This window comes from Jiulongibacter sp. NS-SX5 (assembly GCF_052828545.1).
Genome location: NZ_CM128248.1, coordinates 379,237 through 403,334, shown reverse-complemented (window position 1 = coordinate 403,334; position 24,098 = coordinate 379,237). Strand labels below are relative to the sequence as shown.

The 24,098-nt window shown below is 38.5% G+C and carries 23 protein-coding genes; 7 read left to right on the top strand and 16 right to left on the bottom strand.

Going from position 1 to position 24,098, the window contains the following annotated elements:
- Position 1: 1 nt before the first annotated feature.
- From ACUXV0_RS01645 to lptC, 3 genes are read left to right on the top strand one after another with little or no spacing between them, the layout of a single operon-like run.
- Entirely contained in the window at positions 2–766 is a 765-nt protein-coding gene (locus tag ACUXV0_RS01645; protein WP_446191316.1) for a type III pantothenate kinase, read from the top strand.
- Entirely contained in the window at positions 738–2,033 is a 1,296-nt protein-coding gene (locus tag ACUXV0_RS01640) for a hypothetical protein (protein ID WP_446191315.1), read from the top strand. The genes ACUXV0_RS01645 and ACUXV0_RS01640 overlap by 29 nt, the downstream gene beginning before the upstream one ends.
- A gap of 7 nt (positions 2,034–2,040) precedes the next feature.
- A complete protein-coding gene (gene lptC / locus ACUXV0_RS01635) occupies positions 2,041–2,610 on the top strand; it encodes an LPS export ABC transporter periplasmic protein LptC (protein WP_446191314.1) in 570 nt (189 codons plus the stop codon).
- Here lptC and ACUXV0_RS01630 read toward each other — a convergent pair.
- The 6 genes from ACUXV0_RS01630 to tilS all read right to left on the bottom strand — a co-directional run bounded on the left by ACUXV0_RS01630 (position 2,607) and on the right by tilS (position 9,594).
- Positions 2,607–3,002, bottom strand: a complete 396-nt coding sequence (locus ACUXV0_RS01630) for a c-type cytochrome (RefSeq protein ID WP_446191313.1) — start codon at positions 3,000–3,002, stop codon at positions 2,607–2,609. The genes lptC and ACUXV0_RS01630 overlap by 4 nt on opposite strands.
- Complete coding sequence (locus ACUXV0_RS01625; RefSeq protein WP_446191312.1) at positions 2,995–3,636, bottom strand: SCO family protein; 642 nt, start codon at positions 3,634–3,636, stop codon at positions 2,995–2,997. Before ACUXV0_RS01625 ends, ACUXV0_RS01630 begins: the two co-directional genes overlap by 8 nt.
- Positions 3,617–4,045 carry a hypothetical protein gene (locus ACUXV0_RS01620; RefSeq protein WP_446191311.1) on the bottom strand — a complete coding sequence of 143 codons (429 nt, stop codon included), beginning with the start codon at positions 4,043–4,045 and terminating at the stop codon, positions 3,617–3,619. Before ACUXV0_RS01620 ends, ACUXV0_RS01625 begins: the two co-directional genes overlap by 20 nt.
- 20 nt (positions 4,046–4,065) lie before the next feature.
- Positions 4,066–5,721 carry a DNA repair protein RecN gene (gene recN / locus ACUXV0_RS01615; protein ID WP_446191310.1) on the bottom strand — a complete coding sequence of 552 codons (1,656 nt, stop codon included), beginning with the start codon at positions 5,719–5,721 and terminating at the stop codon, positions 4,066–4,068.
- A gap of 159 nt (positions 5,722–5,880) precedes the next feature.
- On the bottom strand, positions 5,881–8,127 hold the full coding sequence (locus ACUXV0_RS01610; protein ID WP_446192829.1) for a carboxypeptidase regulatory-like domain-containing protein: 2,247 nt from the start codon (positions 8,125–8,127) through the stop codon (positions 5,881–5,883).
- A gap of 138 nt (positions 8,128–8,265) precedes the next feature.
- The gene (gene tilS / locus ACUXV0_RS01605) at positions 8,266–9,594 is read right to left on the bottom strand and encodes a tRNA lysidine(34) synthetase TilS (protein WP_446191309.1); all 1,329 of its coding nucleotides are present in this window, start codon (positions 9,592–9,594) and stop codon (positions 8,266–8,268) included.
- A 66-nt stretch (positions 9,595–9,660) separates the two neighbouring features.
- On the opposite strand from tilS, the gene ACUXV0_RS01600 reads away from it, so the two are divergent.
- From ACUXV0_RS01600 to ACUXV0_RS01585, 4 genes are all read left to right on the top strand, one after another.
- Complete coding sequence (locus tag ACUXV0_RS01600; protein ID WP_446191308.1) at positions 9,661–11,583, top strand: OstA-like protein; 1,923 nt, start codon at positions 9,661–9,663, stop codon at positions 11,581–11,583.
- Between the two features lie 127 nt (positions 11,584–11,710).
- Positions 11,711–12,280: a T9SS type A sorting domain-containing protein gene (locus tag ACUXV0_RS01595; protein WP_446191307.1), complete on the top strand. Its 570-nt coding sequence runs from the start codon at positions 11,711–11,713 to the stop codon at positions 12,278–12,280.
- A 92-nt stretch (positions 12,281–12,372) separates the two neighbouring features.
- Positions 12,373–13,272, top strand: a complete 900-nt coding sequence (locus tag ACUXV0_RS01590; protein ID WP_446191306.1) for an outer membrane protein assembly factor BamD — start codon at positions 12,373–12,375, stop codon at positions 13,270–13,272.
- A 68-nt stretch (positions 13,273–13,340) separates the two neighbouring features.
- Complete coding sequence (locus ACUXV0_RS01585; protein WP_446191305.1) at positions 13,341–13,661, top strand: DNA-directed RNA polymerase subunit omega; 321 nt, start codon at positions 13,341–13,343, stop codon at positions 13,659–13,661.
- A gap of 135 nt (positions 13,662–13,796) precedes the next feature.
- On the opposite strand, the gene infC is transcribed toward ACUXV0_RS01585, so the two are convergent.
- The 10 genes from infC to ACUXV0_RS01535 all read right to left on the bottom strand — a co-directional run bounded on the left by infC (position 13,797) and on the right by ACUXV0_RS01535 (position 24,095).
- Positions 13,797–14,354: a translation initiation factor IF-3 gene (infC, locus tag ACUXV0_RS01580; protein WP_446191304.1), complete on the bottom strand. Its 558-nt coding sequence runs from the start codon at positions 14,352–14,354 to the stop codon at positions 13,797–13,799.
- Between the two features lie 82 nt (positions 14,355–14,436).
- Complete coding sequence (thrS, locus tag ACUXV0_RS01575; protein ID WP_446191303.1) at positions 14,437–16,383, bottom strand: threonine--tRNA ligase; 1,947 nt, start codon at positions 16,381–16,383, stop codon at positions 14,437–14,439.
- A 14-nt stretch (positions 16,384–16,397) separates the two neighbouring features.
- The gene (locus ACUXV0_RS01570; RefSeq protein WP_446191302.1) at positions 16,398–17,453 is read right to left on the bottom strand and encodes a tetratricopeptide repeat protein; all 1,056 of its coding nucleotides are present in this window, start codon (positions 17,451–17,453) and stop codon (positions 16,398–16,400) included.
- Between the two features lie 65 nt (positions 17,454–17,518).
- On the bottom strand, positions 17,519–19,108 hold the full coding sequence (locus tag ACUXV0_RS01565; protein WP_446191301.1) for a hypothetical protein: 1,590 nt from the start codon (positions 19,106–19,108) through the stop codon (positions 17,519–17,521).
- Between the two features lie 30 nt (positions 19,109–19,138).
- The gene (locus ACUXV0_RS01560) at positions 19,139–19,543 is read right to left on the bottom strand and encodes an EVE domain-containing protein (RefSeq protein WP_446191300.1); all 405 of its coding nucleotides are present in this window, start codon (positions 19,541–19,543) and stop codon (positions 19,139–19,141) included.
- Between the two features lie 38 nt (positions 19,544–19,581).
- A complete protein-coding gene (locus tag ACUXV0_RS01555) occupies positions 19,582–20,064 on the bottom strand; it encodes an MOSC domain-containing protein (protein ID WP_446191299.1) in 483 nt (160 codons plus the stop codon).
- Positions 20,021–20,707 carry an endonuclease III gene (gene nth, locus ACUXV0_RS01550; RefSeq protein WP_446191298.1) on the bottom strand — a complete coding sequence of 229 codons (687 nt, stop codon included), beginning with the start codon at positions 20,705–20,707 and terminating at the stop codon, positions 20,021–20,023. The genes ACUXV0_RS01555 and nth overlap by 44 nt, the downstream gene beginning before the upstream one ends.
- A gap of 61 nt (positions 20,708–20,768) precedes the next feature.
- Positions 20,769–21,548 carry a DUF3050 domain-containing protein gene (locus ACUXV0_RS01545; RefSeq protein WP_446191297.1) on the bottom strand — a complete coding sequence of 260 codons (780 nt, stop codon included), beginning with the start codon at positions 21,546–21,548 and terminating at the stop codon, positions 20,769–20,771.
- Between the two features lie 52 nt (positions 21,549–21,600).
- Positions 21,601–22,707, bottom strand: a complete 1,107-nt coding sequence (locus ACUXV0_RS01540) for a vWA domain-containing protein (protein ID WP_446191296.1) — start codon at positions 22,705–22,707, stop codon at positions 21,601–21,603.
- Positions 22,708–22,754: 47 nt separating this feature from the next.
- On the bottom strand, positions 22,755–24,095 hold the full coding sequence (locus ACUXV0_RS01535; RefSeq protein WP_446191295.1) for a lysyl oxidase family protein: 1,341 nt from the start codon (positions 24,093–24,095) through the stop codon (positions 22,755–22,757).
- Between the last annotated feature and the right edge of the window lie 3 nt (positions 24,096–24,098).

Genomic DNA, 24,098 nt, shown 5'->3' with positions numbered 1-24,098 from the left:
AATGTTTAGATTGCGGGTGCTTTTTTATTTTTATATGGTACATGCAGCCGTAGACCTTGGTAATACTTTTGGAAAACTCTCCTACTCTAACGGGAAAGAAGAGTTTGATTTCTTCAAAGGACGGATAGAAGAACTGTTAAATAACTTAAAAAAAGTTAAGCCAGACAGGCTTATTGTGTGCTCGGTCACCTTCAGTATTGACGAACTTCAAGCTTTTTTCAAAGATTTTGAAGAGTTGATCATACTACAGCACAGCACCCCTACTCCGCTTACAAATGGCTATGCTACTCCTGCCACTTTGGGCTATGATAGGCTGGCAGCAGCGGTAGGTGCCGGTGAGGAATTCCCCGGAGAGAATATTTTGATCATTGATATGGGTACGGCACTAAAGCTCGATTACGTACAGTATGATGGTGTTTTTAAGGGTGGTTTAATTTCCCCAGGACTAAGGATGCGTTTTCAAGCATTGCATACTTTCACTAAAAAATTGCCGTTGTATGAACCGACTGAGATTCCGGAATTGATCGGTGACTCCACGGAGAATTGTATCAAAAGCGGCGTCATTAACGGAATGGCTGCAGAAATAAATGGCATCATAGAAAGATATTTGAAGGTGGCGGAGCCTAAAATTATCATCACAGGAGGTGATGCAGGCTTCTTTGAAAGTCAGATTAATTATCCGACCTTTGCCGCTTCAAATCTCGTTCTTAAAGGACTACATCGTATACTGAATTATAATGTTGAGAAACAAAACAACACTATTTAGTTTAATAAGCATTCTAACCATACAATTGGCATTTGGCCAAGGCCAGGGAAACACTCCATACTCCACTTTTGGTTATGGTGAGCTTGCTGAAGTTTCATCTGCTTCTCAGGACATGATGGGTGGCACAGGTGCTTCTTTTGCCAATGCCTTCTATGTGAACCAAATCAACCCTGCACTTCTCGTAAAAAACAGAGTTGCAGGTGGTCTTAAATACGTTTCCTTCAATGTAGGTTTCAGAGGTAACTCAAGAACCATTACCAGTGGAGACTTATCTCAAAATGACTTTGGTTTTAACCTTGACAATCTTTCCTTAAGTATTCCGGTGACGAGTAACTATGCCATAGGAGCCAGCATCAGACCTTACAGTATGGTGGATTACACTTCTGTAACGAATGAGAGGGTAATCGGAGATGAAGATCAGGTTTTCACCAAAACAGTTGATAATAACGGAGGGATTACCAGAGTAGCATTAACTAATTCTGTAAGGCTTTTCAATAAAGTATATTTAGGAGCAGAGTTGAATTATAATTTTGGTACCATTAGTAAAGACAGCTCGTCTTTTCTATTTGGTAATACCTCAAACCAATTGAGAACGAACACCAGATACACCATGGGTGGTGCCGGTTTGAAATTTGGAGCGGCTTTCCAACAGAAATTAAATGACAAGTGGCAAATCAATGTCGGAGGAGCATTTGAAAAATCATCTGAACTTAACGGCGATGTACTCAGAACTTTCGGCTCGTATGCTGATGTAGGGAATGGGCCATTTATCACTCGTGTTCCAGATACGCTTAGCAATACCAGTTTCGCATTAACTACTCCTGAGCAATTCAGAGTGGGAATAAGCCTCGAAAGTCCATTTAAATGGGTCTTCGCGGCAGATTATCATACGACGAGATGGTCTGGCACTAAAAACCTTGATCAGAGAGCTGAGCAAGTCAAAAACAACACTGAAGAATATAAGTTCGGCTTAGAATATCTTCCAAACTCTTCATCTACTAAATTCCTGAATCAGGTATTCTACAGACTGGGTTATGCCAGAGCTAAAACGGCTTACGTCATCAATGGTACAGAGATTATGGATAATAGATTCACCATGGGGGCGTCTATTCCCATGGGTTTCAGAAGTCCTAGTTATGTAAACATAGGACTAGGATTGGGTAACAGAGGTATACCTACAAACAACCTTATTCGCGAAAATTACGTTAGATTATCAATAAGTGCCACTTTGATGAGCCCATGGTTCATTCAGCCGAAAATTGATTAACGGACCAATGTCACGTCTTTTCTTCTTTGTTTGCATCCTAAGTATTGTCTGGGCTTGTAAAGATGACCACAAGCCTGAAGAGCAGTTTGTGTACCTGGGCCCGGTCATGACTGTAGATGACCTAAATGTGGCTTTTACTGACTCAGGGAGAGTGCGTGTAAAGATGTCTTCCGCCAAACAACTCAAAATGCAGAATGAGAACGAGGTATATCCAAAGCCCGTCTACGTCAATTTTATTGATGAAAATGCGGTGGAATACAGCTCATTGCGGGGAGATAGTGGAAAGTATATCCAGAAAGAAAACCAGTACATTATACAGGGGAACGTTTTCTTTTTTAACCGTGAGCAGCAGCAAAGTCTTTCTACCAATGAACTTGTATGGGACCCCAACAAGAAGATAGTTTACACCGATAAAAAGGTACAGGTCAATACACCAAATGACCAAATTATTGGTAATGGAATGGAAGCCTCAGAAGACTTCAGTACCTATAAGTTTACGGGAGGTATAACAGGTTATTTCCAGGTAGACTCATTAATTACCCAGCCAGATACTGCTCAATCCAGAGTATTGAATTAATCGCAATCTTTTAAGATAGCTTTCACCTCATCGGCTGAGACCTTCTTTTCTGTGTCTGAAAATTGAGCGTTTAAGTAAGTCACCAATTGTGCAATATCCAGATCAAACAAATCTGAATTCCCCGGCATCGCTTGTTTAGTAGATGATTGATCAGCTCTTATTCCATTCTTGATCAAACAGACAACTTTTGACTGATCAGCTAGCACAGCATTATCATTCAAGGCAGGATACAATTGACGAAGACCTTCACCTTCCTGTCCGTGGCAATTGGCACATTGATTTTTATAAAGTATCTCACCATTGACCAGATACTGTTCATACTCCAAGTCTGAGCTGCTTGAGCATGAACTAAGAGAAACTAGAAATAAAAAGAAATAGCTGACTTTACTCATCTTGATCTTCTTTGAGCAGCAGCTCCATATCTCTGATTAGTTGACTTACTTCATCTTCCACAGTGCCATCGTAAAGGCCTCTGATGTGTCTGTCCTTATCTACAAGTATGAATGCCCCGGAATGAATAAAACCACCGGTTTCTTCTGCAGCCACAGTATCTTCAGCGGCAGTCACCATATAACTCCCCTCTCCTATTTCATAGATTTTATCCTGATCACCAGTAACAAACTGCCATTTAGTTCCTTCCACACCTAAGCCAGCAGCATAATCATATAGAACTGATACGGAATCATGGTAGGTATCTATACTATGGGACAATATTTTCACTTCAGATTGATCCTGAAAATGCTCATACACACGAATCATTTGAGATTTCATGACAGGGCAGATAGTAGGACAAGACGTAAAAAAGAAGTCAGCGACGTAAATACTATTCTCAAAATCATCTTGAGTAGTAGTGTCACCATATTGATTTACAAATGCAAAATCTGGAATGGTATGATAAAGCTCTTCTCCGTTTTCTCCTGTACTTAAAGGGCCCATATAAGGAAGCTTGGCATCCTCAACTCCACAAGACCAGAGTGAACCACTTAGTACAATCCCTGCAATAATCTTACTCAGCAACTTCTTCATTATTCAAAAATTTATCTGCCATATCCATGGCTTCATCAGTATGATTTCCAATCGTTTGAATATCATCAAGCAATCGCTCATAAAGCTCAACCTGAGATGTTTTATCTTCTGTTTTCAAACGTGCATTGGCATAATTATCCATCCAATTGTACATGTCGTCATTGGCCTTGGTTAGCTCAAAAGCTATATATCTGGCTTGCTCCACCTTTGGTTCAGCCTCATCCATACCTTCGATAATTTTCAGAACCTCAGCTTTGATCTTAGGAAGCTTCATACTTTTAGGCATTACCACATCATGCCCTTTCATTAATTCTGCGTTTAAGCTTTCCAGCTTTTCATCAATTTCGCTTTTACCATTACATGCTGCCAGAACCAGCAATCCAAAAACAAGGGTGAATAGTTTTTTCATTTTCAGGGGTAATTATGGTCTTAGTTATTACTCATTAATTCTATTGCACTTTTGATTGAACTTTCTGAAGGATTTTCACCACCAATCATTTTGGCAATCTCCAGAATACGCTCATCATTGTTCAGCTTTTTCATTGAGCTTATGGTACGCTCAGGCGTATCAGCCTTATAAACAAAGAAGTGAGAAGTCCCTTTTCCAGCTATTTGATGTAAATGCGTAATAGCCATTAATTGTAACTTTTTACTCATTTCACGCATCAACATGCCCATTTTCACTGCCACTTCTCCCGAAATACCAGTATCAATCTCATCAAAAATCAAAGTCGGCATAGCAGCTTTTTCGGCCAGAATGTATTTTAATGCCAGCATAAGTCTGGAAAACTCTCCACCACTTGCCACCTTTTTAAGTGGCTGTAGCTCAAAGCCTTTATTAGCAGAAAACAGATATTCCACTAGATCAATTCCATCAGAAGAAGCCTCCTTTTCTGAAATATTGACTTTGAAAGATGCATTCGGTATTCCAAGCTCCTTGAGAAGTTCAGAAATCTTAGTTTCCATTTTCTGAGTTACACTCTTCCTTTTATTGCGAAGCAATTTAGCCTTCTCCAACATTAACTTTTGAGACTTTTCAAAAGTCTGTTGTAAGTCTTTAAGCTTGGTGTCAAACCCTAAAACATTTTCTACCTTAAGACTTAAATTTTGCTGTATTTCCAGCAATCCCTCAATATCAGAAACCTGATGTTTCTGTTGAAGTCTGAAAATGAGGTCAAGACGATCTTTGAGCAATTGGATTTGCTCAGGGTCGTACTCTACCTTTTCTTCTACTATACTTATTTCATCTGCAATATCTGATAGCTCAACTTGAACACTTTGAAGTCTTTTCTTCAGATCCTCGTATTCTTTAGAATACTTTATAATCGGATTTAACTGTGCACCAGCTTCCTGCAAAGCACTTAGCAAAGACTGCTCAGGATGATTCAGGATAGCACTTACATTGGCAAATCGCTGTTTTACCTCTTCGGCATTCTCTAAAACGCTTAGCTGATCCTCTGCCTCCTCCTGCTCCCCTGCCTGTAGTTTCGCTTCTGAGAGTTCCTCCAATAAGAATGAATTATAATCAAACTCCTTTTGCATTTCAGCTGCATCTGCTTTTAGCTGACTTAACTCATCTTTAGCTTTTTTGTATGCTTTAAAAGAGGTTTGAAAATCCAGGAGTTCTTCTCGGCTACCTGCGTAAGCATCTAGCAGATCTAATTGATAGGTAGAATCTGCCAACATCACAGAATCGTGCTGAGAATGTACATCTATTAGCCTACCGGCCAATCCTTTGAGAATATCTAAGGTTACGGGAGTATCGTTCACAAAAGCTCTTGACTTTCCACTAGGTGCAATCTCTCTTCTGATCAGGCATGGATTTTCATAATCCAAGTCATTTTCTTCAAAATAAGGCTTTAATTCATAAGCCTTTATCTCAAAAGTACCCTCTACCACACATTTCTTTGACTGGTCAAAAAGAGCTTTACCATCCGCTCTTTTGCCCATTAGTAAACCCAAGGCTCCCAGCATGATAGATTTACCTGCTCCTGTTTCACCCGTAATAATGTTGAGTTCTGAGTCAGGAAAGATTTCCAGATGCTGGATAAGAGCGTAATTCTTGATTTGAAGCTGAACTAGCATGCCTTTAGAAATGAACGGATGCAAAGCTAATCAGCAGGCTTTGAAGTGCCAAGCTATCATCTGTTTTGCTAAGCACTTAAAAAGAGAAAATCCGCAGAGAAAAGCATCTCTGCGGATTATAACAATAAACCTTAACCCTAAACTATGAAAAAATATATTTTAATTCTTTGCTGTAGAAGAGTCAGAGACATTCAATACTTTGAACTCTGTTCTTCTGTTTTGCTGGTGCTTGCTTTCGCTACATTTAACTCCGTCACCACATTCATTTACCAGCATTGTTTCGCCAAAACCTGTCGCTATCATTCTGGAGGTTTCTATGCCTCTACCTGATAAGAAATCTACTACTGACTGAGCCCTCTGTTCAGATAACTCCTGATTAAAGTCAGAGCTTGATCGGCTGTCGGTGTGAGATCTGATCTCTATCACCATTTGAGGATACTTTTTCAGAACTGGCAAAACTGTGTTCAGCAATTCTTTTCTGGCATCTCTCCGAATAGAACTTTTACCATAATCGTAGTAAATGTTTTCTATTCTAAATATATCTCCTTCAGCAATCATGCCAAGATTTTGTTCGTATGAAACATTATCAGTTTTCTTAGGCTTAACCTTCCCAACTTTCTCAGTATTAGTGGCATAGTTATGCTTTACAGCAGACACCACGTACTTACCTTTCTTAGTAGGCTGAAACTCATACCTACCGTCTTTACCCGTAATCACGGTTTCAGTAGTCTCATCTTTTTCGTTGGTCAAAATCACTGTAGCACCGGCAATGGGTTCATTGGTAAGTTCAGACCTGATAGTACCTTTAACCAAAGGAAGCTTAGATGGCTGCAAGTAAATTTTTATTTGAGCTCCTGAGCCTTGATCAGTGATCATGGTGGCATAATTCACAGAGTTGGTTTCATACCCTTCTTTGAAGGCTCTAAACTCAAAGTCCAGACCGGTGGCCATACATACGTTTATTTCTCCAGTGGCATCGGTTACATGTAGATCCTGATTTACACCTGATTTAATTAAACGCACCTCAGTATCGGCTAAAGGTTCTTCAGTAATGGCATCATAAACCAAAATTTTAAGCTCACGACATTTTCTACTGAAAGCATAAATATTATCGTCTGAATAGCCTCTCAATCTATTAGAAGAGAAAAAACCACTACTTCTATCTCCATTGGTAATGAGACCAAAGTCGTCTTTTGCTGAGTTAATAGGGCTACCCAAATTCTCAGGTTTGGCTACCGCATTATCATTTTCCAGCTCTACATAAAAAATGTCAAGTCCGCCAAGGCCAGCGTGGCCGTTAGAGGCAAAATAAAGATTATCGTTTTCATCAACGAAAGGAAACATCTCATCTCCTTCAGTATTGATGTCTTTACCCATATTTACAGGAACGCCCCAATCTCCATTATTATATTCAACTACATATAAGTCCGTTCCACCATATCCGCCGGGCATATCCGACACAAAGTAGAGTTTCGTGTTCTCTTGATTTAAGGCTGGATGCCCACAAGAATAGTCATCAGAATTAAAAGGTAACTCTTCTATATGATCCCATTTCTTCCCATCATTTTTGGCTGTGAAAAGTTTCAATTTATTGATACCATCCTCACTCTTACGAGTTCTGCCGTTTGCATGATTATTTCTTGTAAATACGATCTGATTTTGGTTATTAAAGAATACCAGCGGTCCTTCATGGTATTTTGAATTCAGCCTTTTACTGAACATTTCCATTTCTTCTAATCGCTCTACCTGATTGGTTCGTGGAGCACCCTGTACTTTGGCCGCACTTCCGCCAGATGCACCCACCACTAAAGATGTGGTATCAGGATACTCAAAGAGATCTAAAAACGGTGTTTGATTATTCATGAACACCCTTTTGATGATACCGTCGTCATTTCTGGCAGATACGAAAACAAGCCCCTTACCATGATACATAGGGCTGAAATCTGCCTGTACTGTATTCAGAGCATTTACATATTCGATCTTGTATAGAGAAGAATCTCTGTAGAATGGCGACTTATCCATATAAGCCACAGTGAAATTCTTTGCTCTTACATCAGAGGTTTGTCTCTCGCCATATTTAGAATAATAAAGTTGAGACTCTCTGTATTTAGAGTTTGACGCTAACACCTGTGCATATCTCAAAAACTCCTTACTGTCCAGGATGTTTTCATACTTTTCAAAAAGCCTGCGATAAACTCTTTCAGAGTTTTTAAAATCCTGAAGATGCTTATAGCAAAAAGCAAGATTCGATAAAGCCTCAGGGATATCCTGATCATCGGGCTTAGCTTTTTCCAGGAAGTTCTCGTAATGATTTAGGGCCTCTACATAACTCAATTTCTCTAAGGCCTTATTACCGGCCTTTAATTGAGCATAAGAGGTAGTACTTATTGCTAAGAGCAAAAGCACCACTAGTTTTAGGGAGCACGTTATTTTTAAGGTTCTTTTAGAAAGCATTTTATTAGGACTAATGCACACCCTAATACTTTCAAAAGCCGTGCCAGTTTAAAGGGCAACCTTAGAACACCTTAAACAACAAACACATTATCAATTAATTATAACTTGATCAATCTTTAAAATACTTTTTGTCTTCACGTCTATTTTAAAAGAATCATCAATTCGATGACCAACTAACCAAGCAATTCTGTTTTCTGATTCCAGTACTAACTGATGTCTCTTTTGATAAACAGGCACCTTGATATCAATCAAATAATCAGAGACGAGTTTGGTTCCTTTCATCCCGAAAGGCTGGAAACGATCCCTTTCTTCCCAGCTCCTCAAAACAAGTGGAAATTTGAGTTTGTCAAAATTTAGAAATGCTTTATTCGGGTCTCTCAATTCATTTTGCTCCGGCAATTCATCTTGCTGTCTAAATTGAAAAGTATGACCACCAATAGAATAAGAACCAGGCTTGTCAATTACATGATAAACCTTTTCAACTTCTTTCTTTTCGGTTAATGAAAAGTAATCTCTATCTGCCCAAACTATATAATTTGGGGACTCAAATTGAAGTCCCGAAGAGGACAATCCATCTGTAAGAATCTTATTGATGGTCTTCATATCAAAGTCTAATTCTTCGAATAGACGATAAGCCATGGCCTTATTGACTTCCTGATCTAAAATATCTTTCTCTATCACACTTTCTGTCCCATTCTCTTGAAGGTTGGTTTCTTTGAACTGAAGAAAAGACTGTTCTAAATAGTAAACATCAGCAGCAACTTTAGCCGCCGTAGACTGAAAAGTCTGCAAAACCGATGGATTGATTTCTTTAAAAAGAGGTACCAGGTGGTGTCTTATAAAATTCCTTTTGTACTTGTCGCTTTCGTTTGAGCTATCTTCCCGCCATATTATTTTTTCTCGTTCGGCATAGGATAGTATCTCAGCTTTTGTCGCAAATAGTAATGGTCTAATTCGTTTTCCTCGAATCGGCAAAATACCTTTTAAACCGTTGGTTCCAGTTCCCCTAGCTAAATTAAGAAGTGCCGTTTCAAAATGATCATTGGCATGATGAGCCGTAGCAATAAAGTCAAGCTTTTCCCTTTTTAGTAGTTCATCAAACCACTCATATCTCAAATCTCTGGCTATCATCTGAGTCGATTTGCCACTTTTTTCAACAAGTCTTAAGGTATCTACTTTACGCGTGTAAAACGGGATAGAATTTTTCAAACAAAACGATTGGACCAATTCCCGATCCCCTTCACTATCTTCTCCTCTTAATTGAAAATTCATGTGTGCCACATGAAAGTCATATGGACTTTGCAGCAATAAATGAATCAGAACCATTGAATCTACTCCACCACTCACAGCCACCAGAACCTTTTGATCTTCTTGGAGACCTATTGTATTCTTAAGGTAAGTTAAAAACTGTTTCTGCATGCGTTAGGCGAATAGAATGCGACAAAAATAGGCTAATTTTGCCACTGAATGCTTGAAAAGAAGTAAATGCCCAAATACATCGTCCTATTTCTTACTTTAATTATAGGCTTAAAAAGTGTCAGCACCCATGCTCAAAAACCACTCAATGAGCCCGTGGATAAAGGGCCAAAGTCTAAAATTGAGTTAATCAGAGCCGACTCATTGGTGGGAATTAATGGACAAGACCCCAGAAGAACCTTTTATGGGAAGGTCAAATTCTTTCACCGTGGTGTTTACCTAAACTGCCGGAAAGCTATTCATAATTCGGGCTCAAATAATCTCGTAGCTTATGGTGATATTTTTATCAATCAGGGAGATACGCTCACCATAACTGGAGACACTCTTTATTATGATGGAAATACAAGAATGGCCAAAATTCAAGGCAAAAAAGTAATCCTGACCGATGATGACCTCACTCTGGAATCTCGACGTATGGAATATGATCTTAATAATGACCTAGCTTACTATCCCGTACCAGGTATTATTCATCAAGATTCTGTTATTCTCACGAGCAATAAAGGTTATTATAATACGGAGACCAAACTTTTCAATTATATCGGGAACGTTGAAATACTGCACCCTGATTTTGTGCTATGCACAGATACCTTGGATTATGACAGCAATACTAAAAAAGCAGTATTCAACTCTTTTACGACTATAAATTCTCCTGATGGCAATCTATCTGCGTATAAAGGCTATTACTACACCGATACTAAAATCTCAAAGTTTTATGGTCGCTCATTTTTAGAAAATGAGGACTACACTTTAAGTGCAGACACCTTGGATTTTGATTTGGAAATTGAAGAAGGTTTTGGAAGGGGAAATGTAGAATTCTTTAGTAAAGCTGACAGCTTAGTTATCAATGGTGATTATGGAGAAAAACTCTCTAGTAAAGGTTACACCAAAATCACGGGAAACACTTTGATGAAGTCAATAAGTGATGGTGATACATTGTTCATGAGAGCAGACTACATCATTGCCTATAATTCCATTGATTCTGTATTAAAGAAACCGATGATTAAAGACACTCTTGAGGATGTTGTCTTACAAACCGTGAATACCGATTCTTTATTGAGTTCAACTTCTGAATTAGACAGTCTACTTTCTGATTCATTGGAAACCAAAGCTATACATGCAGACAGCCTGATAAATCAATTACCGTCAATAAAAACAGAGACATCCCTCACAAACTCTCCAACTCTTTTGGACACGATAATTACCGATACAAATACAATTGTCCAAAATTCGGCTGATTCACTTAATTCCATCGAAATCAAGGATACGGCAGTTCTAGAAGACTCTTCAAAAATTGATGCCTCTAATGACGGCACCAAAATGGAATTTATTATTGCCAATGGTAATGTGAAAATTTACCGTGACGATTTTCAAGCTTTATGTGATTCATTGAATTATAACCTGGTAGACTCCACCATTACATTTATTTCAAATCCAATGATTTGGAGTACTGATAATCAATTGGAAGGTGATACCATAGAGGCCATAATGGTGAACAATAAAATTCGAAAAATGCTTTTGAAGCAAAACGGCTTTGTTATTGCCGCAGACTCTTCGGATAATTTCAACCAAATCAAAGGTCGTGACATCATCGCCTATTTCGATAGTCTTACAAATATTGAAAGAGTAGTAGTAGATGGAAATGGTGAGAGCATTTACTTTGCTCTGGACGAGCAAAACAAGTTAATCGGACTTAACAGAGTGGAATGCAGTAAGATGCGTCTTAATTTTATAGACCGAAAGGTGAAAAGGATCGCCTTTATGGGAAGTCCGGAGTCTAAGTTAATTCCACCTCGAGAAATAGGTCAAAACGAGGTCAAACTTCCAAATTTCTCTTGGGAAATTGATCGCAAACCCACTAAGAATGAGGTTCTTGGTTTGAATTTTGCTGAGGATATAGTGCCTAGTAAAACTGAAGACAACAGCGATATTTAGATTTTATTGTTAAAAAATTCAAAAAATATTGAAAAGCGAACAACCTTTTGTTCCTTTTTCACGTCTATAAGGTATATTTGTTTGATCAATAAACAGAACTGAATGATTTAAACTCTACTGAAGGAAGATGAAAACACGTTTACTCCATGTATTTTCCTTTGCGGCCTTACTCTTTGTAGGGTTGAGTGCTCACGCACAGAGTCAATCCCGTCTTAATATTGGTCAGGATGCAAAACCTACTTCAGTATCTTCAAAAAAGCCTGTGACATCTTTGGTAGTTAACGGTAACGTACCGAAGGAAATTAATGTCAATAAAAACTCGGCAGTAACAAATTTCTACAGAGACTTATTATTGACAAAAAACACTAGTTCAAAAAATGAAGCCAAGGTAACTTTCACTAGTGAAACGATTGCCGAGGACAAACTTTTTGTGAACGACAATGTCTCGGTTTCTAATATTTATCCAAATCCGGCAAATGATTATGCTCATCTGGATTATAGAATAAAAAGCGGTGCAAAGGCAAAAGTATCTTTCCTAAATCTGCTGGGCGGAACGGTGGCAGACTTTGATTTAGACTCTTTTGATAACCGTCTGAATGTAGAAACTCGCAAATGGGATAATGGTATCTATTTCTATCAGCTTTTAATAGACGGTAAGAAGGTGGCGACCAAAAAACTACTCGTTCGTCATAATTAAGTCCTGTTAATTCTCCTTAATTTTTATTGCCTCTTGTACTTAATCTGTCCTCAGAAGCGTTTTCTGTTATATCCTTTTATTACCTTTGCCGAATGAATTTTAAAATGCTATTGAAGCCGGTATTGATTCTTGTATCTGCCGTTACATTGTTCTCTTGTAATAAAGAGTTTTCTAAGCTTCAAAAAAGTGGAACAACCGAGGCCAAATACAAGGCAGCAGTAAAATATTATAACGAAGCTGACTACTTCAGAGCAAGTTTACTATTTGATGAAATCGTACCTTTACTAAAAGGAGACTCTACTGCAGAAAAAGCTCAATTCTATAACGCTTATTGTAATTTCTATCAACAGCAGTATCAGCTAAGCTCTTATTACTTCAAAACGTTTTACAGTACTTACGCCAATAGCCCATATGCTGAGGAAGCATTTTATATGTACGCATACAGCATGTATAAAGACTCTCCGGCATACAACCTCGATCAGGAGAGCACTTTAACGGCCATTGATGCTTTACAAACGTTTATCAACACATTCCCGAACAGCGAATATGCTGACAATTGTACACAGAATCTGATAGACCTTAGAGAGCGTCTGGAGCGTAAGGCCTATGAGAAAGCTTTTCTTTACTACAAAACCAGCGGAGTCACTATTGCCAATTATAAAGCTGCTGTAATCACCATTGACAATTTTAAGCGTGAGTTTCCTGACTCAAAGTATAATGAAGAGCTCGGTTTTGTACAGGTAAAATCTCAATATGAACTCGCTGAAAACTCTTTCTTTAGAAAGCAAAATGAGCGATATGTGAAGACTTTAGAACTATACGAGGCTTTTGTAGATCAATACCCGAATAGTTCTTACAATAAGGAACTCGTTAAAATCTACGAGAATGCTCAAGATAAACTAAAGGATGTAATAGAGCAGGAAGAGGAGATAGAAAGGCTGAAAGAAGAACAGAATAAAAAGAAAGAAGAAACTATGTTGGGTAAAAACTAACACTGATCTTCAATACTTTGACAATAAAATTGTATTTTTGCACCTCATTATAATTTATCAAGAAGAATATGGCAGTTAATCCATCTATAATCACAAGAGATACCGACAAATTGGCGGCCAAAACCAATAATATTTATAAATCAGTTTTTGTTGCTTCTCAAAGAGCTAAGCAAGTAGCTACGACTACTAAAGAAGAACTAACCGGTAAATTAGCGGAGTTTGCTTCTAACGTAGACAACTTAGAGGAAATCTTTGAAAATCGTGAACAAATAGAAATCTCAAAATTCTATGAAAGACAGCCTAAGCCTACTAGTGTAGCCTTAGAAGAGTTCATGAATGATGAGGTATTAATAAAAGATAAAAGCCAAGAAGGTTCTTCTGAGTTTTAAGATTCTTGAAAAACCATTACAGGAAGAGTTGTCCTTTAAGGGTCAACTCTTTTTTTATGCCTAAGGGTGGAGTTACAAAATAAAAAATCCCGAATCAGAAGATCCGGGATTTGCTGTATATAATGCGGGAATAACTTAGTTCTTGGTACTCTTAGGAGCCAGAATTACAGTTAGTCTTTTACCTTCTAATTTAGGCGGTGCCTCTGCTTTTCCTAAGTCCTCTAACTTTTCAAGGAAGTTAAAAAGCAGCTCATACCCTTTCTCTTTAAACACAATCTGACGACCATGGAAGTGCACAAATGCCTTCACTTTTGACCCTTCTTTCAAGAAGTTCTCAGCATGCTTTAACTTGAAATTGAAATCATGATCATCGGTATTAGGACCAAATCTGATCTCCTTAATAACTGTTTTCTGCTGCTTCGCTTTAAGCTCTTTTTGCTTTTTCTTCTGCTCGTATTTGAATTTTGAATAGTCAAGAACTCTACAAACAGGAGGCTTAGAGTTAGGAACGATTTCGATCAAATCAAGACCTTGCTCGGCCGCTATAGCTTTTGCTTTGTCCAGAGGATAAACCCCTTGTTCTACGTTTTCTCCCACAAGTCTTACCTCGGGTACTCTAATTCTATCGTTAATACGATGTTTATCTTCTTGCCTTACAGGTCTTCTATAATTTCTTCTAAAGTGTTTTGCCATTCAGCAGTTTTATTATTTACTAATATTACAGTTATGTATATACAAAAATCGTTCGATATCTCAAAAGTATACCAAAGCTTCTTTACTCACCAAACTTCGGAATATTTTTATTTATTTCTTTACCCGCGAAGCCGATAAATTCATCAATTGTTAATTGACCAAGGTCACCCTCGCCTTTCTTACGAACTGATACCTTTCTTTCTTCTTGTTCTTTTTCTCCCAAAATTAGCATAAGTGGAATCTTGTTCACTTCAGCATCTCTGATCTTTCTACCTATTTTCTCATCTCTATGATCCACATAGCCTCTGATATCTTTTTCCTGTAACTCCAGGAAGACTTCATTGGCGTAGTCTTCATACTTTTCAGAGATTGGTAAAATAGCAATCTGATCAGGCGATAACCATAAAGGGAAATTACCAGCAGTGTTCTCTATTAAAATAGCAATGAATCTTTCCATAGACCCGAAAGGTGCACGGTGAATCATTACAGGTCTGTGCTTTTGGTTATCGGCACCGACGTATTCTAACTCGAATCGGTTAGGTAACTGATAATCAACCTGGATAGTTCCTAATTGCCATTTCCTACCTAAGGCATCTTTTACCATAAAGTCTAGCTTAGGACCATAGAAGGCGGCTTCACCATACTCTACTATCGTATTCAGGCCTTTCTCGTTTGCAGCATTTTGAATGGCAGCCTCAGCCTTATCCCAGTCTTCATCGTTACCGATATACTTTGACCTGTCTTCTTTGCTACGCAATGAAACCTGAGCACTGTAGTCTTCAAAACCAAGTGATTTAAATACATAAAGTACCAGGTCAATTACTTTCTTGAATTCATCCTCCACCTGGTCTGTTCTACAGAAAATGTGGGCATCATCTTGGGTAAAGCCACGAACACGTGTCAATCCGTGTAACTCACCACTCTGCTCGTATCTGTATACAGTACCAAACTCTGCAAGACGTAAAGGAAGCTCTTTATAACTTCTCGGTCTAGTTTTAAAGATTTCACAATGGTGAGGACAGTTCATTGGCTTTAGCATGAACTCCTCTCCTTCTTCAGGAGTCTTTATCGGCTGGAAAGAATCCTCTCCATACTTATCCCAGTGACCAGAAGTTTCATACAATTTTTTACTACCAATGTGCGGAGTAACTACTGGAAGATAACCCGCTTTTAACTGAGCCTTTTTCAGGAAATTCTCTAAACGCTCACGAAGCATTGCACCTTTTGGCAGCCATAATGGCAAGCCCTTTCCTACTTTTTCTGAAAAAGCAAAAATCTCAAGCTCTTGACCTAGCTTTCTGTGATCACGTTTTTTGGCTTCTTCTACCATAGTCAGATACTCCTTCAGCTCCTTCTGCTTCGGGAAAGTAACACCGTAAATACGGGTCAACTGTTTTTGACTCTGGTCACCTTTAAAATATGCACCAGCCACGTTTGTTATCTTGGCTGCTTTGATAAACCCTGTATTTGGGATGTGTGGTCCACGACATAAGTCGGTAAAGCCTCCCTGCGTATAGAAAGTAATATTACCGTCTTCCAGACCCTCTAGTAGATCTAGTTTGTACTCATCATTTTTTTCTTTGAAATAAGAAACGGCATCTGCTTTTGACATTGGTTTTCTGATATACTCGTTTTTTTGACGAGCCAGCTCCAGCATCTTCTTTTCAATTTTGTCAAAATCATCTGCTGAAATAGAATGATTACCAGTATCTACGTCATAATAGAAGCCATTTTCTACCGGAGGTCCCACCCAAAACTTAACTCCTGGGTACAACTCTTCTAAAGCCTCTGCCATCAGGTGAGCAGAAGAGTGCCAGAATGTAGACTTACCATCAGCATCATTCCAGGTTAATAATTGAAGGTCTACATCTTCTTCTATTGGCCTATTGGCATCTACTACCTCACCATTTACCTTAGCAGACAGTACATTTCTGGCCAAACCTTCGCTTATAGAAAGAGCAACATCCATTGCTGAACTTCCTTTTTCAAACTCTTTCACACTCCCATCGGGAAGAGTAATCTTAATCATATTTCACTTATTCTTTAAATCTGCACGTTTCCGGTGGTCCTTTCTACAATTGCATCAAGCCTCAGTTTTGAGGTAGAAAGGTCTGTATCTTCAGGAAAACGAGTATATGCTTTGGTGTACAATTCCTGTGCCTGTTTGAAACGGCCCAGCCGCTCCAGACAATAACCGGCACGAAAGTAAAACTTTTTTTGCTCTGGAGTAAGTTCTATTTGCTTAAGAAAGTATTCAGAGGCCTTTGTTAAATTTTGATATCTAAGATAGGACTCTCCGATTTCTCCATTTGCAGGTTCTGAGGTACCCAAAGTCACTGCCTTTTCGTAGGAATGAATGGCACTATCCAGTTTTCCCAACCGAGTCATTATGCGTCCCATTGAAAACATCAAATCACCATTATTAGGGTCAATAGTTAAACCCACCCTGGTCATATGCAAGGCCGAGTCTAGTTGGGCATTTTGATCCAACAGACTTTTGGACATGAGATAATAAACTTGTGGGTCTCTACTTTGCTCTTTGTAAAGCTTCACTAAAGTATTTTGGGCAGTGTAAGGTCGATTGTTCAATAAGTCTAACCTTGCATCCTGAATCAAAGCTTCTTCCCATCCGGGAGCCAGAAAAAGAGCTTCTTTGAGGTACTCCTCTGCTTTTAAAGAGTCTTGTTTATTGATGTAAAGCTCTGCAATGTAGGAGTAAAATTCAGGAGTCTCCAGTTCCATAGCTGAAGCTTCTTCTGCTACCATCAGAGCTTCCTCTTCTCTGTCCAGACCACTTAGAACCTTACTCTTTAAGAAATAATATCTTGAATCTGTATTCCTTAATCTAATAGCTTCTTCAATGGCTTCAAGAGCGTCATTTGGGTTATTTAGCTCTAACTGAACCTCGGCCAGTTTGAACAGCTCTCCGGCACCTAAATTACCATTTTGAAACCCGTCTAGTAGATAATCTCTGGTGTTGATTAATCTATTCTCATTGGCCACAAGATCAGCCTCAGGTATGTAGTCTCCAGTTGTCTGAATATACTGACAAGAGCTAAAAACCACCGATAAAGTCAAAACACTTATAAAAAGCCGCATCTAAATAGATTAAGACGCAAAATTCTTAAAATTTTGATTGTGATTAAAGCTTTTTCTACAAGGATTTAAATCTGCGAACCGCTTGCAATTTTCGTCAGATAGATAATTTTTCTAACCTGGGCATAACTTGGTGGTGTTGAGTCTTTTTTTCTTCCAAAAAGACCTTTCTTTTTCTTCTTTTGAGCCTCTTTCAGTATCTCATCGTTAATGGTTACCGCTTCTACCTTACTCCTGCTTCCTTCAGCAATAAAGTAATTGTCATACCAATACTTTACTCCATTATACGACGGGATAGCTGAGATGTTTGCAGGACTGAGATTTGTCCTTTGCTCTTCTGAAAGCTTGTACAGAATTGGTTTATTCCCGATAGCAAAATTATTGGCTGCCAAGTTTCCTTTAAGACAATACGCCACCGCTCCAGATTCATTATAAGCCAATGAAGGCTCTACCTGATATGAGACATTATTGATATCAATTCTATTTGAGGTTATCAAATCGCCATTTTCAGTAAACTCCAGTACAAATCCCACAGGATAATGGTAGCCACGGAAGACTTGCCTGGTAGTGGTCCTACTTCTTTGGTTATTATAATATGAATTATACCGCGATCTGCCATACATAGAACCATAAGGATCATATCGATAGTTTGGATCGTTCTCTGTTACGGTCTGAAATTGAGCTTTGATAAACGATCCTCCGAAATAAACCTTACCATCACCATAAACAGGCTTATTTGACATCAGGTGATATGAACTCATCAGAGCCTTCATATCTTCTATTGAAAGAGCCTGCCTTCCTCTAAGAAGAGAAGAAAATGAATAGGTTTTCAATTGATTTGACCCATTCAGATCAAAAGTGTAAATACCCTTGTCACCACTATTGGATTGATATTGCCCCATAATAAGCTTTTGACCATTACCAATTCTTACCAATTGAGCATCGATCGGGAAATTACCAGCTTTCTGCTTTATTGATGTCTTTGACAATACATTTCCTGCTGTATCCAGCAAAGCATGAACTATGAACGCATCCTTCACAAACTCACCCTTCTTTTTCTTTTCATTGGCATAACCCGTGGTTTTCACGGACCATAGACTTTCAATTACATTAGACTCTGGCAGGTATTCAAATAGGTTTACACTGACTTTGCCTGCTATCTCTGATTGTTCTTTGAGTTGTCCAATTTCGGTAGTAAAATTATGATTGAAGAAGGCTGCACCTTTTTCATTTGAGCCGGCCATTAAGACTTTATCGCCCAGAAAAACATAATCCTGATCTACAAAAAACTCACGTAGCTCAAAACCATCTTGATCAATCTCTCCAGTGCTCAAATCAAATTCAAAAACCTGATAATACATACCGCTGGTTTCTGAGAACATCACACTGATATGATCATCAGCGATGGTGTAGGCTTTTGGTGGATCTTCTGCATCTAGAAACACCTCTTTCTCCCAAAGTTTATTGAGGTCTTTATCAAATTTATAAACCATAGCTTTGGTCACATCTGACCTCACCAGAAACAAAAGGCCGTCTTCCTGAAGAGGAATCATCATTTGCCAGGTAGGCTTACCCACCACCTCTATTTCTACGTTTTTATCAAGCTGTGCGAATAGATTAAACGATAAAAAACAAAACAATACAATGTATTTTTTCATGCGTCAATATGGTCTTAAAACTATGAGACTCTAATGTGTTTTTTCAATAATGAAATCAAAAGCCTCTTTACTTACAGGCTGAACTGAAAGTCGAGGAATCCTGATCAAATCCATATCTGATAAACGATCATCGGCCTTAATTTCTTGTAAAGTCAAACTTTTAGGAAACTTCTCCACCGGTACAAGATCAACAACTACCCATCTATCATCGTCTGTGGTAGGGTCTGGGTAATGCTCTTTGACCACCTTGGCCAAACCTATAATTTCCCTGGCCTTGCCTGAATGATAAAAAAGGACCAAATCGCCTTCTTTCATGGCCATCATATGTTTGCGGGCGGCGTAATTTCTTACTCCGTCCCAGTGATCTCTCCCAAGTTTTACGAAATCATCCCAAGAATATGTCTCAGGTTCTGACTTTACTAACCAATGATTCATCTGTGTTCTTAGTCTTTTGCTGTAATTTACAACTTTAATTATTTGTTGAGTGTAATCACTTTTAGCTCATTCCCGATTGCAATTATTCCACCATCTAGAATTTGAGCAGTAATTCCTCCATGACCTCTCATTGCATTATAACCTCCTTCACCTAGAATCTTCTCCATTCTGCTACAAGGGTGGCATAGGCCTGTGTACTTTAGAATGGCATCACCGATACGAAAGGTTGTATCTTTAAGTGCTAAAAGATTCAAACCAGATATCACAAGGTTTCTTCTGAGCATTTCAGGCGTAACTTCTTTACCGAGCATCTCCCCAACTATATTTAGATGCTCTTTTTGAATTAAAGTCACTTGACGTTTTTTATTCTTTCCAGAGTAGTGATCGTTTTGTAAACCCTCCTCTGAAGAAGCTATAACAGAATCTAAAACTGTAAGATCATCAAATTGTCTATTCCGAACTCCAATCCATTCGACTTTACCCGATTTTGGGAAGTTTTTCATCAACTGCTTTAATTCCATATTTCTGGATTCTAGTGTATGACTTACAGTATTGTGTAATACCACATTCCTCACATTTCGGATTTCTAGCCAGACAGACATACCTGCCATGTAAGATGAGCCAATGATGTGCTTTTGGTATTTCTTCGTTCGTAAAGTTTTTGACCAGCTCTTTTTCTACTGTTAATGGTGTTTTAGATCTGGTACTCACTAATCCAAGGCGGTGAGACACCCTAAAAACATGGGTATCTACAGCCATAGTTGGCAGATTATGAATGACAGAGGCCACTACATTGGCCGTTTTTCTACCAACCCCGGGAAGTTTAACCAATTGGTCTATTTCTCCAGGCACTACATTATTAAACTCAGAAACAAGCATTTTCCCTAAACCTACAAGGTGCTTGGACTTATTATTCGGGTAAGATATACTCCTGATGATTTCAAAAACTTCCTCTGGGGTGGCTGACGCTAATGCCTCCGCTGTAGGATAAGCATCAAATAAGTAAGGAGTCACCATATTAACCCTTTTATCTGTACACTGAGCAGATAACACTACGGCAACTATTAATTCATAGGGGTTTGTGTACTGAAGCTCAGTTTCAGGATTTGGCTGATGAGTAGAAAAGTATTCAACTATTCCCTCATAACGCTCTTGTTTTCTCATGATACAAAACTATTCGAATCTTGAATACAGAGAAACCTTTCTTTCAATTAGCTAAAGAATCTTAAGCAAACTCAAGTTTTGACTTACTTATTGCCTCGGCAATACCATCCCAAAGCTGAACTCTTTTTTGCAATGCAACTACAGCCACTTTTCTGGCTCCTTCCCATTTTTGCTGATCATTTCCGCAAAGCTCTACAATCATTTGAAGGGACAATGGCCCATGTTCGTCACCATCCAGTTCTATATGCCTTTCCAGATAATATTTCAATTTCGGGTATTTAAGATCATTTCCAGACTTATTGATGATCGCCAAAAACATGTCAGGAATCAAATCTTCTCTTCCAAATGTAAAAGCCGAAGCTACAAGGTGAGGTTCGTTGGTTTGAATAGTATTAAATGTAAACGTCAAAAACTCCTTAACTGCCTTTGGCAATGAAGCATTTTCAATGTCTTCAATTATTCCGCTAAGACTTGATATTCCTGCCACAAATTCTTTGATAGGCTCTGTTTTGGCTCCTACCTCTTTCATTGCATTCAGGTACATCTCATAGTGAGAGGCCGATCTACCCTTTTCGTCAATGTCACTTTCTTCCCCGTGAACGATTTCATTAATAAATCGACTCAAAGAGGGGTTAGCGGCAGGTTTCCAAGGCACTTCTGTACAAGTTAAAGAAGACTGCAATGACTTTAGCAGGGACATAAAGTCCCAAACGGCATATACATGCCATTCCATAAAGGTCTTAATATCGTCAATGGACTGTAATTCACTGTAGAGTTTATGCACTCTAAGTTCTTCCTGTAATTGAGCTATTTCAGCTTCAATTTTCCCAATATTATTCATTTAATGTTGATGATTTGCTTTATGTACGATTTGAAACTCAAAATGTATGAGTCTACCTCACATTTCTTCTTCTGTTCCGTTCAAAGTCTTCAAGAACGAACCCTCCAAGCCCATCTAGGTTAGAGTAATAAGCCCTTCCTTTATTGACTTCAGTAAAGTCTCGAACAAATTGTTTTAAATATGGATCTGAGGCGATCATAAAAGTTGTCACCGGAATATTCATTCGTCTTGCCTGAGCAGCAATAGTCAAAGTTCTATTGACAATTTTACGGTCAAGACCGAAGGCGTTTTTATAGTAATTGATTCCCTCTTTCAGGCAGGTTGGCTTACCATCGGTGATCATAAAAATCTGCTTATTCTTAGTTTTTCGTCTTCTGAGTAAGTCCATTGCCAGTTCAAGACCGGCCACGGTATTGGTATGGTAGGGCCCCACTTCCAGATACGGAATATCTTTAAGCTGTATAGTCCATGCGTCATTCCCAAAAACCAGAATATCAAGATTATCTTTAGGATAGCGAGTCTTTATCAGTTCAGCCATGGCCAAGGCTACTTTCTTAGCTGGAGTAATTCTATCCTCTCCATAAAGTATCATGGAGTGACTTATGTCAATCATGAGAACGGTTGAAGTGTGCAGGTTACGTTCAGTCTCCATAACCTCCAAATCATTCTCTGTAAGCCTAAAATCGTCACCAAGTCCGCTATTCACCTGGGCATTTTTCAAACTCTCAGTCATACTAATTTGATCAAGACTGTCACCAAACTGAAATGCTCTTACGTCCGTTGACTTCTCCCCACCAGATCCTGAGAACTTAGATTTGTGATTGCCGGCTCCTTTACTTCTCTTCAGTTTCCCAAAAATCTCCTCAAGACTACTTTTACGAATACTTTTTTCTGATTTTGGCGTCATTGAGAGACCGCCACCTTCTCCTTGCTCTTCAGTAATGTATCCTTTGTCTTTTAAATCCTGGATAAAATCGGCCATACCATAGGCATCAGAAGTAAGCTCGTATCGTCTATCCAGCTCACTCATATAATCTAATGCCTCAGCTACATTACCGGCAAAAATCAATAGTAACTGCTGAAAAATATCAAACAACTTTTCAAAGTCTGCTCCTCCCTTTACGTCTGGAATGTATTTGGTAAACTTAAAACCTTTCATTCTTATCCTCTTTGATGTGTTTAGAACAAGAAGGCGATAGATTAAGTTTAGCCTCTTTTCTTTCTTTGTTTACTCAGATAGACTTCTTGTCTGTAGATATTATTACTTCTATCTGACTCCTTGTATTTATGTTCCGGGTCAATTTCAATTTCCAGAATGTAAGTACCTGGCTTTAGACCTTTCGGTAGTTTGACAAATTGACCTTCATAGAGCATTCCGTAGGTATCATAACCTCCTACCGAGATTCCTTGGAGTCCAGACTTGCAATCAATGAAATTTCCCAAACCGTAGTTTGGAAGATTTTTTTGCCCGTAGATGGTATTATTGACATAACATAGTGAATCACCATTATTACAAATACCGGTGTCAAAAAGGCAATAGCTTACCTTGGCTCCTTCGGCAATAACCTTTCTTTTGATAGAGCCATTCCTTTTATTCTTCTGCTTTACAACGCGAAATTCTACCCAGTCATCAACATGGTAATGATCATGACCTGGCTTCTCATCGTAATAGTTAGTTCCGGAGACCAAATCCTCATAAACTAGATTATCACCATTCTTCTTGTAAACCCTTTGATAAATTCTTTGACGAGGATTCTCACCATCAGGGCATTTAACATCTCCTTCCACTGGAGTATCATTACAATACCATTCATTTTTACCAAAAACCTCTATGGGACCGTAACCTATATTCGCAATTGTAGCCGCTAGTCTTAAATGGCCCGTGTATCGGTAATGATTATAAGGATATTCTTGTATTTGATCTTTAGTAAAAGAAGGTAGTATCACAAGATCAGGTAAAAGATCACAATCTTGAGTTCCATCAGGACACTCACATCCCTTTCCTTCTGAAAGGCTACAAGGACTCTTTTCAAAGTTCGGCATTGGATCCTTTTCGAAGGTCAAATTGACATAATCTAATTTCCCTTGAACACCCGATTCCAAGTCTCTTACAATTAACTTCCAAACACCATTAGGATTCTGTCCATTGTTCAGGAACTCAAACCGACCATCGGGAATATATTCGCCTCTAAATGGAGCCTTTGCCTGATGTACATAGCCATTGAAACCATTTGATCTAAAACAAGTTTGAAAATAGTTTTCACCTTCTAACCCACCATTCCTATTCGTTAACCAAATCTCATTTCCATCAGGAGAAAATAGTTCTACTTTTAGATCTGAAACTCTTTTGTGTTGAATAGTAAAGCAGACCTTGGAAAGACCAAAGCTTTCGTTAATCACTAATGGTAACCCTTTTACGGCTATTTCAACAGTGTCAGCTGCTAAAATACCTGTATAGTCTGAAATTACTTTACCACCTATTTCAGATGAATATGTTTGTGATAAAGACATCAGTGGGAGCATCAAAAGAAGAAGAACTTTTTTCATAGA

Coding starts and splice junctions, on each gene's coding strand:
- ACUXV0_RS01645 (WP_446191316.1), top strand. CDS start 2: ATGTTTAGATTGCGGGTGCTTTTTTATTTTTATATGGTACATGCAGCC.
- ACUXV0_RS01640 (WP_446191315.1), top strand. CDS start 738: ATGTTGAGAAACAAAACAACACTATTTAGTTTAATAAGCATTCTAACC.
- lptC (WP_446191314.1), top strand. CDS start 2,041: ATGTCACGTCTTTTCTTCTTTGTTTGCATCCTAAGTATTGTCTGGGCT.
- ACUXV0_RS01630 (WP_446191313.1), bottom strand. CDS start 3,002: ATGAGTAAAGTCAGCTATTTCTTTTTATTTCTAGTTTCTCTTAGTTCA.
- ACUXV0_RS01625 (WP_446191312.1), bottom strand. CDS start 3,636: ATGAAGAAGTTGCTGAGTAAGATTATTGCAGGGATTGTACTAAGTGGT.
- ACUXV0_RS01620 (WP_446191311.1), bottom strand. CDS start 4,045: ATGAAAAAACTATTCACCCTTGTTTTTGGATTGCTGGTTCTGGCAGCA.
- recN (WP_446191310.1), bottom strand. CDS start 5,721: ATGCTAGTTCAGCTTCAAATCAAGAATTACGCTCTTATCCAGCATCTG.
- tilS (WP_446191309.1), bottom strand. CDS start 9,594: ATGCAGAAACAGTTTTTAACTTACCTTAAGAATACAATAGGTCTCCAA.
- ACUXV0_RS01600 (WP_446191308.1), top strand. CDS start 9,661: ATGCCCAAATACATCGTCCTATTTCTTACTTTAATTATAGGCTTAAAA.
- ACUXV0_RS01595 (WP_446191307.1), top strand. CDS start 11,711: ATGAAAACACGTTTACTCCATGTATTTTCCTTTGCGGCCTTACTCTTT.
- ACUXV0_RS01590 (WP_446191306.1), top strand. CDS start 12,373: ATGAATTTTAAAATGCTATTGAAGCCGGTATTGATTCTTGTATCTGCC.
- ACUXV0_RS01585 (WP_446191305.1), top strand. CDS start 13,341: ATGGCAGTTAATCCATCTATAATCACAAGAGATACCGACAAATTGGCG.
- infC (WP_446191304.1), bottom strand. CDS start 14,354: ATGGCAAAACACTTTAGAAGAAATTATAGAAGACCTGTAAGGCAAGAA.
- thrS (WP_446191303.1), bottom strand. CDS start 16,383: ATGATTAAGATTACTCTTCCCGATGGGAGTGTGAAAGAGTTTGAAAAA.
- ACUXV0_RS01570 (WP_446191302.1), bottom strand. CDS start 17,453: ATGCGGCTTTTTATAAGTGTTTTGACTTTATCGGTGGTTTTTAGCTCT.
- ACUXV0_RS01565 (WP_446191301.1), bottom strand. CDS start 19,108: ATGAAAAAATACATTGTATTGTTTTGTTTTTTATCGTTTAATCTATTC.
- ACUXV0_RS01560 (WP_446191300.1), bottom strand. CDS start 19,543: ATGAATCATTGGTTAGTAAAGTCAGAACCTGAGACATATTCTTGGGAT.
- ACUXV0_RS01555 (WP_446191299.1), bottom strand. CDS start 20,064: ATGGAATTAAAGCAGTTGATGAAAAACTTCCCAAAATCGGGTAAAGTC.
- nth (WP_446191298.1), bottom strand. CDS start 20,707: ATGAGAAAACAAGAGCGTTATGAGGGAATAGTTGAATACTTTTCTACT.
- ACUXV0_RS01545 (WP_446191297.1), bottom strand. CDS start 21,548: ATGAATAATATTGGGAAAATTGAAGCTGAAATAGCTCAATTACAGGAA.
- ACUXV0_RS01540 (WP_446191296.1), bottom strand. CDS start 22,707: ATGAAAGGTTTTAAGTTTACCAAATACATTCCAGACGTAAAGGGAGGA.
- ACUXV0_RS01535 (WP_446191295.1), bottom strand. CDS start 24,095: ATGAAAAAAGTTCTTCTTCTTTTGATGCTCCCACTGATGTCTTTATCA.